The sequence below is a fragment of the Pseudomonas sp. LBUM1673 genome, assembly GCF_059695645.1.
The window spans coordinates 4,230,359-4,246,192 of record NZ_CP166780.1; the positions used below are offsets into that span (position 1 = coordinate 4,230,359).

The window sequence follows — 15,834 nt, forward strand, 5'->3', positions numbered from 1 at the left end:
TAGCAGTCGTAAAACCATTGCATGCGGTGTACCTGATACACCGCGATTGCAGGTTTTGGGGCCGCTTCGCGACCCAACGGGGGCAAGCCCCCTCGCCACACAAGCCCGCTCCCACATGGATTGCGCGGTCGCCTCGTTACTTTGCCAACGCGACTACCCCATAAGGGCAATCAACTGTTGGCGTTGCGCATCCGTGAGCATCGGGCCGAAACCTGCACCGGCGTTTTCCGCCATGTAGCGCGGGTTGCCGGTGCCGGGGATGACACAGGCCACCGCCGGATGAGCCAGCAGGAACTTGAGCGCCAGTTGCGCCCAGCTATTGACCCCCACTTGCGCAGCCCATCCCGGCAGCGGTTTGCCTTTCAATCGAGCGAGCAGGTCACCGCCGCCGAAAGGCCGATTGCAGATCACCGCCACCCCGCGTTCGCGACACAGCGGCAGGATTCGTTTCTCGACGCCACGGTCGTCCAGGGAATAGTTGATCTGCAAAAAGTCCATCGGCTCGGCCTTGAGCACCGCTTCCACTTCGTCATACGCCGACGCCGTGTAATGGGTGATACCGATGTAGCGGATGCGCCCTTCTGCCTTCCATTGACGCAGGGTGGGCAGGTGGGTTTTCCAGTCCAGCAGGTTGTGAATCTGCATCAGATCGATACGGTCGGTCTGCAACAGCTTGAACGACTGCTCCATCTGCGCGATGCCTTCTTCGCGGCCACGGGTCCAGACCTTGGTCGCCAGAAATGCAGGAGAACGAGGCCGATGGATCGACAGCAATTCACCGGTCGTCTGTTCGGCGCGGCCATACATGGGCGAGCTGTCGATCACCTTGCCGCCCTTCTCGAACAACGCGCTGAACACGGCGGGCAGTTGTTTGTAAGCGGCGTCGGAAGGCGCGACATCAAAGCCGCGATACGTGCCCAACCCGACCAAGGGCAACGGCTCGGTGCTGGAAGGAATGGCTCGGGTCAGCATGTTCTTGCCTCCTGTTTCCATCGACGGCATCGATGCAGCAAAGGCCGGATCGAAGGTGAAGACCGCCGAAGCACCGGCAGCCAGCGTGAGTATTTTTCTACGGGTGTAAACAATCATAGATATGGGCCAATACCCGTCAGTTAAGCCGCGGGAACCTGTGGGAGATTCTATGGTTGAGGGGAAGCCCCTCAACCGGCTTTGGGTTGGTATTCGCTCTGTCCTTTCAGTAGAGCGAATACGATCCGAGCAAGCTTGCGAGCCAGTATCACCAGCGCCTGAGTGGTGCTGAAGCCTCGAGCTCTTTGCTCTTCGTAAAAGCCTTTCCAGGCTGGCGTACGACTGGCCGACATGGCCGCGTTGTGCAGAAGCCGGCGAGCTTCCGGGTCACCTCGCTTGGTCAAGCTCCGGCGACCGTCTTTTTGTCCCGACTTCGACACCCGTAAATCCATTCCCAGAAAGGCAATAAAGGCATCTGCGTTTCTGAAGTCGCCCCGCTGAAACGCCGTGAGCAAGCGAGCCCCGGTCAGAAATCCGATGCCTTCAACTTTCAGGCAACGCTTCAACTGGCCGAGCAAACCGGCTTCTTTCAGATGATCGTTAATCGTCTTCTCGACCAGCGTCTCAAGCTGCTGCATCGATTTCACTTGCTCGGCAAAAGCCGCCTTCAGCAGCGGCTCATTCGCCCAGCTTTGCACCAGGCCGACTCGAGCCTGAACCAAGGCTGCGCGACGACGAAAAAGGCTCAAGAGCTGGCGGTACAGCGGTGATGGCGGGGTCCAAGGATGAAGATCATCACCCTCGTTCTTCAGATAGCGAGCGAGTAGCCTGGCATCCAGCGCGTCGGTTTTGGCGCGGACATTCACCCCTTTGCGGTAATGGCTGAGTTCGTAGCCACCCACCATGTAAATCACGCAGCCGGCCTCATAGGCCAGATCGGCGAACTCCAGGTGATAGATATTGGTCGATTCAATGGCAATAGCGACAGTCCCCGACAAGGCCTTCAACCACTTCTTGATGGCTGCCTTGTTGTTGGGAATCGTTTCAAGCAGGTCAAGTTCGGCGTGATAGATCACCAGTTCATTCTTGGCAACATCCACGCCTACGATCGGCTTTGAGACAGAAACCAGCATTGCCATTAAATTTCCTCCGGGATATGGTTTTGAGCACTTGAAGGGCTCACCCAGAGGCGCAGGCTTGTTCCTATCGTCGGTCTAGCCAGATGCATTCTTTATCGGCGCTTGGGTGAAAGGAGGAGGGGCGAAATCTCCCACGGATCTGTACTGCGTCAACAGTCAGAATCGGGCTTTGTCCCTCCTCCTCCCTTCAAGTCCTACCATACAAGCGGGCTTGTGTGGCGAGGGGGCTTGCCCCCGTTCGGCTGCGTAGCAGTCGTAAAACCATTGCATGCGGTGTACCTGATACATCGCGATGCAGGTTTTGGGGCCACTTCGCGACCCAACGGGGGCAAGCCCCCTCGCCACACAAGCCCGCTCCCACAGGGGTTGCGCGTTACTGACTGGCATTGGGCAGCTCTCCTGTACAGCGCAAATGGCTGAACTACACTTTGGCGGCGCTCAAGCAATAGTTGTCTCAAGGTCCAAAGCAGTCCATGTCGTCCACTAAACTTAGCCGAATGTCGCGAACCCTGGTGTCTCTCTTCGCTTTCATTGCCATTGCGTACCTGGTGCTCTGCGCGGCGCTGTTCGTGTTTCAACGCGCCCTCATCTACTACCCGCAGCCACGCGCCATCGACGCACCCGAAACGGCGCTGACGCTGCAAGTCGCCGACGCGCAGGTGCTGGTGACCGTCAGGCCGCACGACGGCCCGAAGGCGTTGATCTACTTCGGTGGCAATGCCGAGGACGTTTCCCGCAACCTGCCGGGGTTCTCGCAGGCCTTTACGGATCATGCGATCTACTTGCTGCACTACCGAGGCTACGGTGGCAGTTCCGGGTCGCCGTCCGAGGAGGCGATTCAGCGCGATGCCATGACCTTGTTCGACAAGGTCTACAACACTCATCCCACGATTGCCGTGGTCGGGCGCAGCCTGGGTTCGGGCGTTGCCGTGCGCCTCGCCAGCCAACGCCCGGCCTCGCGGCTGATCCTGATCACGCCCTACAACAGCCTTGAAGACCTCGCCATGCGCCAGTTCGGCTGGTTCCCGGTGAAGTGGCTGCTTCGGGACAAATTTGAATCCTGGAAATACGCCGCTCACATCACCGTACCGACACTGTTGATTGCCGCCGAGCACGACGAAGTCATACCGCGCTCAAGTACCGATCAGCTCTACACGCATTTCGCCAAGGGCGTGGCATCGCTGCAGGTCATACCGGGCACGGGCCACAACTCGATCTCCGAGAGCCCTCAGTACCTCAAGCTGCTCGGCGCCGCGTTGTGAGTCAGGTGTAGGCCAGCAGTCGGCCGCACAGCACCACGGTGACCCATAACCCCATCGAAATCACGGCCTGCACTTTTGCAATGGCCGGTGCCGCGATGCCCGTGTTCCACCGGCTGACTGAGCGGTATACACCGACGTGGAAAAGGGCTGCATTGAGCCCCGCCGTAGCGATCAGGCACAGCTTCAATATGAAAATGTCGTTGGTGGCGAAGTCATGGGGATGGGCGGTAAACATCATCAGGCCGGCGGGTACGATCAACACCAGGGCCGCGACGGACCATCTCAGCAGATGCCGAGCCAGGGCCGTCACCGGAATATCTTTGGACAGGCCGAGCACCCGCAGATCGAACATGACGACCGAGCCGACGAGCACCACAAACCCAATGATGTGAACCACCTCGACTATCGGGTAAAGCCACAACTCGCTTCGCATGGCCCACCCAAGTCGCGAGTCATCCAACCAGTCCAGCCAGCTTTGCGAACCGGCCCCTGGGCGGGTGCTTGTGGCGTCCATCAGCGTAACTCGGTGGTTTTATCGTCGATGGTGATGCGTTCGGCTCGCAGTTCATCGGGCTTGTTTCGATTCGGGTAGCCGACCACGGTAGCCGTCGTACCGACATTCAGCATGTCCTTCGACAGCCCACGGTTCTCCATGCGCGATGGAGGCGCCAGGACAATGATCCACGTCTTGTCGACGGTTTTGAGACGCAGGAGCCCGTGCGGATGGGAATAGCCGGATTCCTCTATCGTGCCGTTCAGCTGCAAGGATTTGCTGGAGTCATACTCGCTCCAGCCGTGATGAGCGAACGCCGCAGTGGCCACCAGTAGCGATGACAGTCCGATGCTCCTGAGCAAGACGTTCATGATGCGGTTCTCCTGTTTTATCTCGCGCTGCTGGTGATACGACAACGGGCTGCGACAGCTTTCTCCTTTGGCGAGACGAAACCATGGGCTAGTCGTCGGAAAGAGAACAAGGCCGTCTACTTTGGAGCAGGCGTTGCCGTGGCAAATTCTTGTCTATATTCCAGTCCGAGACCCACGACACCGTTCCAGCACACTCAGAATCAGGGAGAGTACATCGTGCAGCGTACCCACAGAGACCCCGTCACCGTTCCAGAGGAACAGAAGGATCTGATTGTGCTGTTTCATTCCATGGGTGGCTCCGAAAAAAAACTGCAGCATCTTAAGGCTGCGGTACTGCAAGCCTGGGAGCAGCGTAAAGCGCCAGCGCCGGTTGTCTTCATTCCCAACTTACCGATTGGAACCCTGTCTTTCGCTGATCCTTGCGACATCACACGCTCGGTCATGGAGCAAATCGACAGCGTCTGGCAGAACTCGGAACACGGGTTTGCAGGTATTTACCTGGTTGGGCACAGCATGGGCGCATTGCTGGCGCGCAAGGTGTATGTCTGCGCCTGCGGAGAAACGCCGGAAGCGCCTTTTGAGCCTCAGCTGAAAGGCTGTGTAAAACGCCCGTGGGCCTCACACGTCCAGCGGGTCGTGCTGCTGGCAGCGATCAATCGAGGCTGGCGTCTTTCTCCCCATCTTTCCCTTATTAATTTTCTACGGTGGGGGGCCGGTGTTGTGCTCGGCAACACGGTAATGGCGATAACCTTGGGCCGATTAACGCCGCTGGTCTTCACCATTCATCACGGTGCGCCCTTTTTGACACAGCTGCGTCTTCAATGGATGGCCATGCGCAGACACGCCAAAAATGAGTCATCCACGTCCGCCATCACCGTTCAATTACTGGGCTCCACCGATGACCTGGTCTCGCCCGAGGACAACATCGACCTTGTCGCAGGGGATGATTTCTATTATCTCGACGTGCCCAAGTCTGGTCATGTCGATGTAGTCGACGCCGATGGCACCGCGGCGGGTCATCTACGGCGGCAAGTGATCATTAAAGCCCTCAATTCATCCCCGCAGGAGCTCAGTGATCTCTCTATCCTTCCGACAGACCAGGACCTGCCAAAACCCGACAACTCCATCACCGATGTAGTGTTTGTCATTCATGGGATCCGTGACCAAGGCTACTGGACACAGAAAATCGCCCGGCGGGTTGTTGCCCTGGCTCGCCAACGGAACAAGATAATTGACCGTCATATCGACGCCGATATCGTTGGGCCGACACCTCAAAAACAAATTATCAAAACCGAGACGTCCAGCTACGGATACTTCGCCATGCTGCCCTTTCTGCTGCCCAATATTCGGCGAAAACGGGTGGAATGGTTGATGGATCGCTACGCGGAAAACAAAGCGGTCTACCCGAATGCCTCATTCTCTTACGTTGGCCACAGCCACGGCACTTACATGCTGGCCAAGGCCCTCAGTACTTATTCGTGCTTGCGTTTCAAACACATTGCTTTCGCCGGAAGTGTGGTGAACGTCAATTATGACTGGAAGACCCTGGCGGGTTTGGGACGGGTCAAAGGCGTCGTGAACTTCGTTGCCAGTGCCGATTGGGTCGTTGCCATTTTCCCCCGCACCTTCCAAATGCTCAGGCTGCAGGATCTTGGCAGCGCTGGCCATGACGGTTTCGAGCAGGAAAACAAAGAACTCTTCGAATCGGAATATGTGAAAGGAGGTCACAGTGCGGCGTTGAGAGAGGAAAACTGGGACGTCATCGCCTCTTTCATACTCGATGGAAACAAGCCTTCGGAACCCGATCTTGCCCATGAAAGAAATCCGTGGACTGTCGACCTCGGACACTATGCCCCTCAACTCATACTGTTGGTGCTGTTCCTGGTTGTCTTGGGTGGATACCTTCTTCTCGCACCGTTACTGGCCATGGAGCGCGGGCAATGGCACAGCGTGATTGCGTTCATGCTGTACGTGCTGGGGGTGTGGAAAGTGCTGACATGGCTTTGAAAAGCCGACAGCCCGTTAAGAAAAGGACCTGCCAAGTGCAGAACCTGTGGCGAGGGGGCTTGCCCCCGTTGGACTGCGAAGCAGTCCTAACCTGCAACCTCGTTCTGCCAGGCACACCGCATGCACCGGATTTGCGACTGCTTCGCAGCCGAACGGGGGCAAGCCCCCTCGCCACAGGTTCTGCACCTGGACGTCCTTTTCTTGACTGACTGGCATCAGCCCATTCGACCACCTATCGGACAACAAAAAGATGTTCCCCCCCGCTGCCATAGCGCACATTCCAGGTCTTTAATGGTTGCAGGATTCAAAGCCAGCCCCCTCAACCCGTCCAGAAACACGACGCCCAAGTGGGGCTGACACCTCGCAACCCACTGCGCACGCATCGGGAGACTGGACATGAAAATCGTCGTCATTGGCGGTTCCGGGCTGATCGGCAGGCAGCTCTGCAAAAACCTGCAAAACCTGGGGCATGAAACCCTGGCCGCGTCACCGAGCACCGGCGTCAACGCCCTCACCGGCGAAGGATTGCAAGACGCCTTGCAAGGCGCCGACGTGGTGGTCGACGTGGCCAACTCGCCCTCCTTCGAAGACGCTGCCGTGCTCGAGTTCTTCGAAACCTCCGGGCGCAACCTGCTCGCCACCGAGAAAACCGCAGGGGTCAAACACCATGTCGCCCTATCGGTGGTGGGCACCGAGCGCATGCTCGACAGCGGTTACTTCCGGGCGAAAATGGCGCAGGAAACACTCATCAAGGACTCAGGCATCCCTTACACAATCCTGCGGGCCACGCAGTTCTTCGAATTCATCGGGGCCATTTCGCACTCGGGCGTGCAGGAAGGCGACACCGTGCGCTTGACCTGCGCCGAGCTGCAACCGATTGCCGCGGTCGATGTCGCGACGGCGCTGACAAAGGTCGCCGTGCAAGCACCGAGCAACCAGACGCTGGAAGTGGCCGGGCCTGAGCGCTGGCCACTGGTGGAGTTCGTGCGCTTGTTTTTGCAACACACCAACGACCCGCGCCAGGCCCAATCGGACGACACCGTCCCCTACTTCGGCGCGCCGATCGATGACCACTCGCTCACGCCGGGAGAGCACCCCATCATCGGGCCGACGCGCTTCGAAACCTGGCTCAAGCGCACAATGCTGTTCACTTAAGCGCCTCTGAGTCAGTGAGAAACCTGTGGCGAGGGAGCTTGCTCCCGCTTGAGTGCGTAGCACTCACAAAAATCGGCGATTGTTATCAGATTTTGGGGCCGCTACGCAGCCCAGCGCGAGCAAGCTCGCTCACCACAAAGGTAAGCATGACTGAAGAGTCTCGCTTAAGTGAACAGCATTGGGCTCAAGCGCAGCGCTTGATACTCAAACGAGGCCCTACACCAACCGCTCAATCTTCTGATGCTGCCAGACCATTTTGTAATACAGCGTCTGCAGCATCAGCATGCCCAGATACGCCACCGGAAACGCCATCCACACCCCTTGCAACCCAAAGCGCGCATCCAGCAAATACGCCACCGGCAATTGCACCCCGACCACGCAAACGATCGAAACCGCCATCGGCACCAACACAGTGCCGCTGGCGCGCATGATGCCGCCGACGATCGCCTGGAAGCCAAACACCAGCAGGCTCCAGAGCATGATGTGCAACAGGTGTTCGGCCTGCACCCGCGTACTCTCGTCGGTGATAAACAGCCCCAGCAACCAGTGCGACAGCAAATAACCCAACACCACCAGGCCACCGGTCAGGCACACGTTGATCAACAACCCCGTGCGCAGAATCGGCCCCATGCGCTCGATGCGCCCGGCCCCAATCGCTTGCGCGCCAAGGATCGACGCCGTGATCGCAATCGACAGCGCCGGGAACTGCACGTAATTGACGATCTGCGTCACCGCCCCATACGCCGCCGTCGCCTGGGAACCGTGCTGGTTCACCAACGCCAGAATCACCAACTCCGACACCGACAACACCACCATCTGCAACCCCGTGGGCAGCCCGATGCGCAACACCTTGCCGAGGATCTCCATGTCCAGCCGCATCGCCGCAAACATCTCCCGATCCGGCGCCAACGGATGCCCCTTGCGAATCAACCGCCACGCCAGCCACCCCATCGCCGACAAGTTCCCCACCAACCCCGCCCACGCCGCACTCTGAATCCCCATCGGCGGCAGCCCCAACCACCCGAGAATCAACGCCGGCGTCAGCAGCAGCCCCACACACGTGGACACCACCAGCGCCAACAACGGCGACACCGTATCGCTCACCCCACGCAGCAACTGCGTAAACAACACAAACACCAACAGCGACGGCATGATCCACATCATCACATGCGCATACGTCACCGCATCGTCCAGCACATCCACCGGCGTCCCCAAACCCTGCAACGCCGGCCGGGCGAACACACTGCCCAACACCGCCGCCGCCAACCCGATCATCGCCCCCAACAGCAACGTCGAACCGGCAATGGCCTTCACCAAATGCGGCTCGCGAGCGCCCCAAGCCTGGCCGATCAACACGCCTGCGCCAGCGCCGAGGCCGATGACCAGGGCGATGAAGAAGAACACTACGGGGAACATGCCCGATACCGCCGCTAAAGCCTGGGTGCCGAGCATTTGGCCGATGTAGATGCTGTTGATCGTGCCGGACATGGATTGGAGGAAGTTGGAGAGGACCATGGGGGCGAGGAATAGGAGGTAGGTTTGCCAGAGGGGGTGTTGGGTGGTGGGGGTTTGCATGGAGGTTCCGACTCGGGTGGGGGCTGGCGTTTTGGAAATTCTACGCTACGGAACTGGGAACGACGCGCTTCTATTTTGCGGGTTTGGGTAGCATGAGTAATGCTTTCAGCCAGAACCGAATATTCGTGCTACTCCTTCAAGCTGATGCTCGTATCCTAGGTCTGAAAGTGATCGCCGTATGGAGTATTTCCTTTCGGTCTGCGCCTAGCACGCATCTTGCCGCTACCCAAATATCGACCACTTCGTATTGGTCCATGCGCTGAAAGAGATTCTCGGTGAAATAGACTTTTCAGGTTTTACGGCACGCTGGCTTGTGCTGAATGACCTCCAGATGATTTGTGTACATCGCGAAACCATGTTCCTCAAGGCAGGCGCGGGTGATGACCTAGCACTTCCAGCCCTAGTTGCATCAGCGTCTGGTCGATAGCCGTTACCGGTTTTGCACTGATGGACGATGGACGATGGACGATGGACAGCCTGTGGCAGCGATAGCGGCGTAGCAGCTACCTAGTTATGATCCGCAAAAGGAAAACTTTGATGCACAGTGCTTGACACACATGTGCCACTTTCGGAACGTTTAGGACGCACTAAATGCATCGTCTAGGAGCAATCGAAGAAGCAAGAGCCAAAGTATTAGCCGACGCGCATCGCTGCATGGAGCGCATCCGAAATGCTGCCGCCGTCTCTTTCGATACGCCAAGCGACGCGGTTCAAGTACTTCAGCGCGTTCGATCAGAGACATACGAAGATCTGAACCAGATCCAGCATGAGTACCTGATCATTTGTGCCGCTGAATGGCTTTTAGCGCAGCGCATCTGTGGACAGGAAACGCTATGGCACTGGAATCCCCGTCAAACAGGTGACCACACCGAACCTGATCTAGTGGGCATAGATGATGGCGTAATCGTGTTGTCGGCTGAGATCACAACTTCTGCAAAACCTGATGGCGTTATAGATACACGCATGCGCAAGACGCTTACAAAGCTTGCACAACAACGTGGCCAGCTTTACTACTTTGTCCAGACTCCCGCCATGGCAACTAGAGCAGCAACAAAAATTCGCAAGGCAGGCTGGAATATACGAGTTTCTCAACTACCATGAGAGTCCGCCCTAATAATTCATTAAAATTGACACCGCTTTGCGGAACAGCTTAACTCGATGTTGGAGCTTAAAATGGCAGGCCATACGACCTTCACCATTGGATACATGACAGTAACTCGCGCAGAGCACGATGAAAAATATTCGTACTCCAACTGCCACTCCACAGAAACTGTCGAACCTGGAAAGCAACCCAAGATATCTTTCATTTCAAATAAGGCTAAATGATACCTGCTACTCACGATACGAAAGCTGCCTAAATTAAATACCAAAGCACATGTCAGTTTTAGAGCCCTAACAATGCACTCGACACTGCTCGCTTCGCTGGTTGGACTCGCAAAGGCTACGCTTTTGCAAGTCCAACCAGCTTAATCATTAACCATCTACATGAAATACGGAGAACTCATGACCAAAGAGATATATTTGTATGCAATCGCTTCCGGGGCACTTGGCGCATTTTCTTCCTATTTACTAATGCTTTTTTCCGGTTTCGAGAGACTCCCTTCAAACGTTCCAGACCAAAGCAGACCTATAGTCCTTCAGCGCATATATTTTTGCTTTGGCCGCATGATTTTTGGCGTAACCACCGCAATGATATTGATATTTTTTCTAATGGATTCATTTCTTGCTCACGAGATATCTAAATATAAATTATATGGTTACACAAGCTTGGCAGGATTTAGCGTTTCCACACTAAGCCAGTTCTCCAAGGCAGTAATGCCTCAGTGGCTAACAAGGCGCTGAAATTCCTCATACCACTTGCTGAGACGGGCTAAAGCCCGTCCCTTAGCTTAATTGTTATGTGGAGAAGCCATGAGTACTGATCTGATGAAGCATCTAAGCGACATGCTCTCTCTGTCGAGATAGCTACCAGGAAAGGGAGCGACCTTATGAAACCCGTCAGAATTCGTACCCTACAAAGTACTGACGCTGAGGCGTTGCTGGCATTTGAACTGGACAATCGCGAGTGGTTCGAGCGTTTCATTGATGCGCGCGATGCTGTTTTTTACTCGGTGCAGGGTGTCACCGACCACATTGCGGCTTATTTATCTGATTTTGCCGCCGGAACCTGGCGCCCATTTGTCATTGAAGATGCTGGCGGAAAAATAGTGGGTCGGGCGAATCTGAAGGGCATCGACATGTCCGAGCGGTCGGCAGAAGTCGGCTATCGGATTGCTCAACGTGCTTGCGGACGGGGACTGGCAACGCTGGCGGTGAGGCATCTGATCCAGGAGGCGCAGTTGCATTGGAATCTTAAACAACTGGTTGCCAACGTATACGCTGGAAATATCGGCTCGGCAAAAGTACTCAAAAGGTGTGGCTTCTTGATCGAACCTAATTCTCGGCAAGAAGGTACAGAGCACGATTATCGATTTGGCCTTTCGATTTAGATGAGTGAATTGTTGGCCAATCTGTACCTATCGTCCCAAGCCAACCCGTTATAGATCAGCTCAATTCGGAAATAGCGCCATGAAAATCCATCGAACTCTGAGGGTGTCGTGGTTACCATGGACGCCGGTTTGGCAGGAGGCATGCAATGGAGCTGAAGTTCAGTCACGTAGATGTACTGGTCAATAATCTCGACGAAGCCTGTGCTTACTACGCGCAGATACTGAAAGCCAGGATCTCCAAAACGCTCGTCTGGGAACGAGGTGGTCTGCACGTGCGCTACGCGATTGCGCTGATCGGTCAAGAGCGTTTCATGCTGGTACAGCCGTTGGCGGGGAACCTGAGGGAGCTGTTGGACTCCTCGGGCGAGGGGATGATTTACCGCCACTGCTACTCGACACCGGACATCGAGAAGGCCTATGACGAATTGATGGTCGCCGGTGTTCAGCCAGAAGACGAAAACGGAAAGCCATTGGCCCGCGCGAACCTGCAATCCCCGTCCGGGGCACGCATCATCTGGTTGCCCAAGCGCTTCGGGCACTTCTCTATCGAGATCCTGGAAGACAAAGCGCTGGAGGCATTTATCGAGGCTGCGTTTGCCTGAGAAATGCTGCGTTGAAAACAGGCTCGTGCGCGAGTCCAATCGGAATGCTCATTTACTGCCCGCTTCTGAAGCACCACTACCGGCAGCCAAAGCGAACCCATGCAAAGGAAGATGATCAACGACGTCAGAACCCAGACGCCCGGACTGAGCATTTACGTCTAAAATTGAGAAGGAACCAGGGTTGCCCTTTTGGGACAGGATGCACGGCGAAATTTTTAGATTATTGAGCGCTATTACCATCCTCGCCAAGAGGGGGGCCTTATGAATATTCTAGCCACATGCAAGGGTGTATGTATTCCTCTGACGCTGTGCGTGGCTGTGCTCCTGGCCTTTGTGGTTTCCTGCAGTACATTGCCAAGGATAGTGCCTGACATGGCTCGCGCGCCCTCTGCGCCAGTGCAGCTCGACGGGATACACGGACCTCTGTCAGCCGAGCGCAGCAAAGCCATTCTCGACCGACTCAAGTCCACCGGCGCAGAGACCAACATCTTCGACGTGCACCTCGCAATCGAAGAATCCATCGTCGGCAGCCCGCTAACGGAAGGAAACAAGGTCGACTTGCTACAGGACGGCCCCACCACCTACCAGTCGATGATCAAAGCCGTGGAAGCTGCGCGCGACCACATCAACATGGAGACCTACATCCTCGACGACGATGAAGTCGGCCAGCGCTTCGCCGCCGCACTGATCGCTCGGCAACAGAAAGGCGTACAGGTCAATCTGATCCGTGACAGCGTCGGAACCCTTGGAACACCATCAGCGTTTTTCTCTCGATTGACCGAAGCGGGCATTAAGGTGCTGGAGTACAACCCCGTCAATCCGATGACGGCCAAAGCGGGCTGGGACGTGAACCAGCGCGACCACCGAAAGCTGCTGATCGTGGACGGCCGTATTGCCTTTCTCGGCGGGATCAACATCAGCAGCGTCTATTCGGGGGGCTCGTTCAGCTCTCACTCGAAGACTCGCCCAACGGGTGATCTGCCCTGGCGCGATACCGACTTGCGCATCGAGGGGCCCGTGGTTGCGGACCTGCAGAAGCTGTTCATCGGAACCTGGACGACCCAGAAAGGTGAACCACTCGCGGCTCGCCACTACTTTCCGCCACCTGAGCGCAAAGGCACCGAGGTGGTGCGCGCCATCGGCAGCTCGCCAGATGAGCCGTTCAGCCTGATCTATGCCACGCTGATTTCGGCGCTGCGTAGCGCGCAGACCGAGATATGGCTGACTAACGCCTACTTTGTACCCGATCCGCAGTTGCTGGCGGCACTCAAGGAGGCGGCAGCTCGAGGAGTCGACGTCAAGCTGGTGCTGCCCAGCAGCACCGATTCGTGGCTGGTGTTCCATGCTGGACGCACTTACTACAGCGAGCTGCTGAAGGCCAACGTCAAGCTTTACGAGCGCCGTGACGCGCTACTCCACGTCAAGACCGCTGTAATCGATGGCGTGTGGTCGAGTGTCGGCTCCACCAACCTCGACTGGCGCAGCTTCCTGCACAACGATGAAGTCAACGTTGTTGTGCTGGGCACCGGGTTTGGAAAAAAGATGCAGGCGGCATTCCTGGCTGATTTGGCCAAGTCGAACGAAATCAAGCTGGAAAAGTGGCAGCGCCGCTCGCTCGGTGTGAGAGCCAAGGAGCAGATGGCGCGACTTTGGGAATACTGGCTATGAGTTGGGATGCACTGTTCTGCACCCTGATGGGTATGTCGCTGACCCAAACCCAAGAAGCAGCGCAAGCTTTGAAAACTACGTCACCCTGGACCACAGATTGGCCAGTTACGCCCACCTGACATGCCCGTAGCTGAAGTGTTGCGTCCAATTGAATCTCGATAACGCGTTTTAGGGTGTACTATCAATACCTGTCCATCGGATATCAGTTAGCCATGTCCACGCTAAGCGAAGAGAGCCGCCAGATCGTAGCTTCTCTGGCGCACCGCGTTGGCCCCAACGCTGACAGTGCAAAAATCGCCCAAGCGATCGTTTCAACTTTGCAGGATATGGACGCAGCCCTCACCCCCATCATCGGCCAGCAAGGGGTTGTTGCGCTTTATCGTCGCAGCCTCCATCTGTGCGTCTCCACTAATCCGCGTCTGGCCGGCACCTATGACAGTGTGCAAGCTGCCATGGATCTGACGACCCTCACATCCATACTCGTTCAGCAAAGCGAAGCCGATGTGCTATTTCTCGGTGAGGTGTTGCTGACCACCCTCTACGAGCTTCTGAGCACGCTGATTGGGCCCTCGCTCACCGCACGTTTGCTTAGTGGCGTGTGGGAACCTTCTTTGAGCGACACCCCTTCGCAGGAAAATTCGCCATGAGCACCAAAGTGACTATCAACCGCTTGGCCACCGGCGTGCCAGGGCTGGACGAGGTGCTGGGCGGAGGACTGCCGGAGTTTTCGTTCAACCTGATCGCCGGCCCGCCAGGCTGCGGCAAGACCACCCTGGCCCACCAGATGATGTTTGCCTTGGCAACACCCAAGCGCCCGGCGCTATTTTTTACTGTGCTCGGCGAGCCGCCGCTGAAAATGCTGCGCTATCAGCAGCAGTTCGATTTTTTCGACAGTGATGCGATCAACCAGTCGATTCGCTATATCAACCTGGTCGATGACACTCTGGCCGGGGATCTGGATCAGGTACTGCGGCGTATCGTCAGCGAAGTCGAAACCCACTCGCCGTCGCTGGTATTTGTCGACTCGTTCCGTTCGGTGGTGCTGGCCAGCCAGACCCAGGACAACCCCAACAACAACCTCCCGCAGTTCATCCAACAGTTGGGCATGTTGATGACCAGCTGGCAAGCGACGACCTTTCTGATTGGCGAATACTTCACCGAAACCGACACCAACCCGATTTTTACCGTGGCCGATGGTCTGATCTGGTTGCGCCAGAGCGTTCAGCGCAATTCCATGGTGCGCAAGATGGAAATCATGAAGATGCGCGGCCAGCCGACGCGGCCAGGGCTGCACACCTTCCGCATCGCTACGTCGGGGATCAAGGTTTTTGCTCCAGCGGCAATCAATCCGGCTGAGGCTCCGCTGGAGTTCCCCATCAAACGCCTGAAAATGGGCGTGCCACGGCTCGATGACATGCTCGGTGGCGGTCTGCCACGCGGCTATTCATTGCTGGTGGCCGGGCCTTCGGGCTCGGGTAAAAGTATTCTGGCGGCAACCTTCCTCGCCGAAGGCGCACGCAATGGTGAAACCGGCGTGATTGCAGTGTTCGAACAGCGCCCCAATCATTCACAAAACGCCACGCTGGCCAGCCTGATCCAGAGTGGCCAGATCGGTCTGGTGGACAGCCGCGCGCCGGATCTATCCATCGACGAAATCGTCCAGTTGCTGTTAGCCGAGATCGCCCGACTGAAAGCCACTCGCGTGGTGATCGATTCGCTGTCGGGTTTCGAACTGGCGCTGGCGCCGACCTTTCGCGAAGATTTTCGCGAGTCGCTGTCACGCATGGTCACTGCGCTGACCAGCGCCGGGGTCAGTGTACTGATGACCTCGGAGCTGGAAGACCGCTACACCGATCTGCGATTCAGCCCTTACGGCACCGCGTTTCTCACCGACGCGATCATCGTTCAGCGCTATATTGAAGTGCAGAGCCGCTTGTTGCGCATCATGGCCGTGGTCAAAGTGCGGGCCAGCACCCACTCCGATGAGTTGCGCCTGTACCACATTGACGATAACGGCCTGCAAATCGGCGAAATGTTGCCGGATCAGGAAGGTTTGCTCGGGGGGCGGCCAACCCGGCAGCGTCCCGGAGACAACAATGCGTGA

At 56.8% G+C, this 15,834-nt stretch carries 15 protein-coding genes and 1 pseudogene; 10 read left to right on the forward strand and 6 right to left on the reverse strand.

The features are described from left to right. Positions 1 to 153: 153 nt before the first annotated feature. Together ACA044_RS19530 and ACA044_RS19535 are read right to left on the reverse strand one after the other, a co-directional pair. Positions 154 to 972 (reverse strand): aldo/keto reductase, encoded by an 819-nt coding sequence (locus ACA044_RS19530; protein WP_497447268.1) that lies wholly within the window; start codon positions 970 to 972, stop codon positions 154 to 156. A 188-nt stretch (positions 973 to 1,160) separates the two neighbouring features. Continuing rightward, complete coding sequence (locus tag ACA044_RS19535) at positions 1,161 to 2,108, reverse strand: IS110 family RNA-guided transposase (protein WP_497442862.1); 948 nt, start codon at positions 2,106 to 2,108, stop codon at positions 1,161 to 1,163. 473 nt (positions 2,109 to 2,581) lie between these two features. Between ACA044_RS19535 and ACA044_RS19540 the strand changes: the two genes are divergently transcribed. Continuing rightward, positions 2,582 to 3,370 (forward strand): alpha/beta hydrolase, encoded by a 789-nt coding sequence (locus ACA044_RS19540; protein WP_497442863.1) that lies wholly within the window; start codon positions 2,582 to 2,584, stop codon positions 3,368 to 3,370. A 1-nt stretch (position 3,371) separates the two neighbouring features. On the opposite strand, the gene ACA044_RS19545 is transcribed toward ACA044_RS19540, so the two are convergent. Continuing rightward, positions 3,372 to 3,884 (reverse strand): DUF6644 family protein, encoded by a 513-nt coding sequence (locus ACA044_RS19545; protein ID WP_497442864.1) that lies wholly within the window; start codon positions 3,882 to 3,884, stop codon positions 3,372 to 3,374. Continuing rightward, a complete protein-coding gene (locus tag ACA044_RS19550; RefSeq protein WP_497442865.1) occupies positions 3,884 to 4,234 on the reverse strand; it encodes a DUF6152 family protein in 351 nt (116 codons plus the stop codon). Before ACA044_RS19550 ends, ACA044_RS19545 begins: the two co-directional genes overlap by 1 nt. A 216-nt stretch (positions 4,235 to 4,450) precedes the next feature. On the opposite strand from ACA044_RS19550, the gene ACA044_RS19555 reads away from it, so the two are divergent. After that, positions 4,451 to 6,241, forward strand: coding sequence for an alpha/beta hydrolase (locus ACA044_RS19555; protein WP_497442866.1), 1,791 nt, complete (start codon positions 4,451 to 4,453; stop codon positions 6,239 to 6,241). Positions 6,242 to 6,637: 396 nt separating this feature from the next. Further along, on the forward strand, positions 6,638 to 7,396 hold the full coding sequence (locus ACA044_RS19560; protein ID WP_497442867.1) for an SDR family oxidoreductase: 759 nt from the start codon (positions 6,638 to 6,640) through the stop codon (positions 7,394 to 7,396). A gap of 216 nt (positions 7,397 to 7,612) precedes the next feature. On the opposite strand, the gene ACA044_RS19565 is transcribed toward ACA044_RS19560, so the two are convergent. Further along, a complete protein-coding gene (locus tag ACA044_RS19565; protein ID WP_497442868.1) occupies positions 7,613 to 8,971 on the reverse strand; it encodes an MATE family efflux transporter in 1,359 nt (452 codons plus the stop codon). 591 nt (positions 8,972 to 9,562) lie between these two features. On the opposite strand from ACA044_RS19565, the gene ACA044_RS19570 reads away from it, so the two are divergent. From ACA044_RS19570 to ACA044_RS19585, 4 genes are all read left to right on the forward strand, one after another. Then, positions 9,563 to 10,072, forward strand: coding sequence for a hypothetical protein (locus tag ACA044_RS19570; RefSeq protein WP_497442869.1), 510 nt, complete (start codon positions 9,563 to 9,565; stop codon positions 10,070 to 10,072). Between the two features lie 402 nt (positions 10,073 to 10,474). Then, positions 10,475 to 10,813 (forward strand): hypothetical protein, encoded by a 339-nt coding sequence (locus ACA044_RS19575; RefSeq protein ID WP_497442870.1) that lies wholly within the window; start codon positions 10,475 to 10,477, stop codon positions 10,811 to 10,813. Positions 10,814 to 10,959: 146 nt separating this feature from the next. Continuing rightward, the gene (locus ACA044_RS19580; protein ID WP_497442871.1) at positions 10,960 to 11,460 is read left to right on the forward strand and encodes a GNAT family N-acetyltransferase; all 501 of its coding nucleotides are present in this window, start codon (positions 10,960 to 10,962) and stop codon (positions 11,458 to 11,460) included. A gap of 146 nt (positions 11,461 to 11,606) precedes the next feature. Next, the gene (locus ACA044_RS19585; RefSeq protein ID WP_497442872.1) at positions 11,607 to 12,062 is read left to right on the forward strand and encodes a VOC family protein; all 456 of its coding nucleotides are present in this window, start codon (positions 11,607 to 11,609) and stop codon (positions 12,060 to 12,062) included. Between the two features lie 59 nt (positions 12,063 to 12,121). Here ACA044_RS19585 and ACA044_RS19590 read toward each other — a convergent pair. Beyond that, a pseudogene (locus ACA044_RS19590) lies at positions 12,122 to 12,196 on the reverse strand (DUF2269 domain-containing protein); the annotation flags it as partial. 238 nt (positions 12,197 to 12,434) lie between these two features. On the opposite strand from ACA044_RS19590, the gene cls reads away from it, so the two are divergent. From cls to ACA044_RS19605, 3 genes are all read left to right on the forward strand, one after another. Then, positions 12,435 to 13,730 carry a cardiolipin synthase gene (cls, locus tag ACA044_RS19595; protein WP_497442873.1) on the forward strand — a complete coding sequence of 432 codons (1,296 nt, stop codon included), beginning with the start codon at positions 12,435 to 12,437 and terminating at the stop codon, positions 13,728 to 13,730. A gap of 173 nt (positions 13,731 to 13,903) precedes the next feature. Then, positions 13,904 to 14,377 (forward strand): hypothetical protein, encoded by a 474-nt coding sequence (locus ACA044_RS19600; RefSeq protein ID WP_497442874.1) that lies wholly within the window; start codon positions 13,904 to 13,906, stop codon positions 14,375 to 14,377. Beyond that, complete coding sequence (locus ACA044_RS19605) at positions 14,374 to 15,834, forward strand: ATPase domain-containing protein (protein ID WP_497442875.1); 1,461 nt, start codon at positions 14,374 to 14,376, stop codon at positions 15,832 to 15,834. The genes ACA044_RS19600 and ACA044_RS19605 overlap by 4 nt, the downstream gene beginning before the upstream one ends.

Coding starts and splice junctions, on each gene's coding strand:
- ACA044_RS19585 (WP_497442872.1), top strand. CDS start 11,607: ATGGAGCTGAAGTTCAGTCACGTAGATGTACTGGTCAATAATCTCGAC.
- ACA044_RS19575 (WP_497442870.1), top strand. CDS start 10,475: ATGACCAAAGAGATATATTTGTATGCAATCGCTTCCGGGGCACTTGGC.
- cls (WP_497442873.1), top strand. CDS start 12,435: ATGGCTCGCGCGCCCTCTGCGCCAGTGCAGCTCGACGGGATACACGGA.
- ACA044_RS19580 (WP_497442871.1), top strand. CDS start 10,960: ATGAAACCCGTCAGAATTCGTACCCTACAAAGTACTGACGCTGAGGCG.
- ACA044_RS19605 (WP_497442875.1), top strand. CDS start 14,374: ATGAGCACCAAAGTGACTATCAACCGCTTGGCCACCGGCGTGCCAGGG.
- ACA044_RS19530 (WP_497447268.1), bottom strand. CDS start 972: ATGCTGACCCGAGCCATTCCTTCCAGCACCGAGCCGTTGCCCTTGGTC.
- ACA044_RS19540 (WP_497442863.1), top strand. CDS start 2,582: ATGTCGTCCACTAAACTTAGCCGAATGTCGCGAACCCTGGTGTCTCTC.
- ACA044_RS19545 (WP_497442864.1), bottom strand. CDS start 3,884: ATGGACGCCACAAGCACCCGCCCAGGGGCCGGTTCGCAAAGCTGGCTG.
- ACA044_RS19570 (WP_497442869.1), top strand. CDS start 9,563: ATGCATCGTCTAGGAGCAATCGAAGAAGCAAGAGCCAAAGTATTAGCC.
- ACA044_RS19565 (WP_497442868.1), bottom strand. CDS start 8,971: ATGCAAACCCCCACCACCCAACACCCCCTCTGGCAAACCTACCTCCTA.
- ACA044_RS19560 (WP_497442867.1), top strand. CDS start 6,638: ATGAAAATCGTCGTCATTGGCGGTTCCGGGCTGATCGGCAGGCAGCTC.
- ACA044_RS19550 (WP_497442865.1), bottom strand. CDS start 4,234: ATGAACGTCTTGCTCAGGAGCATCGGACTGTCATCGCTACTGGTGGCC.
- ACA044_RS19535 (WP_497442862.1), bottom strand. CDS start 2,108: ATGGCAATGCTGGTTTCTGTCTCAAAGCCGATCGTAGGCGTGGATGTT.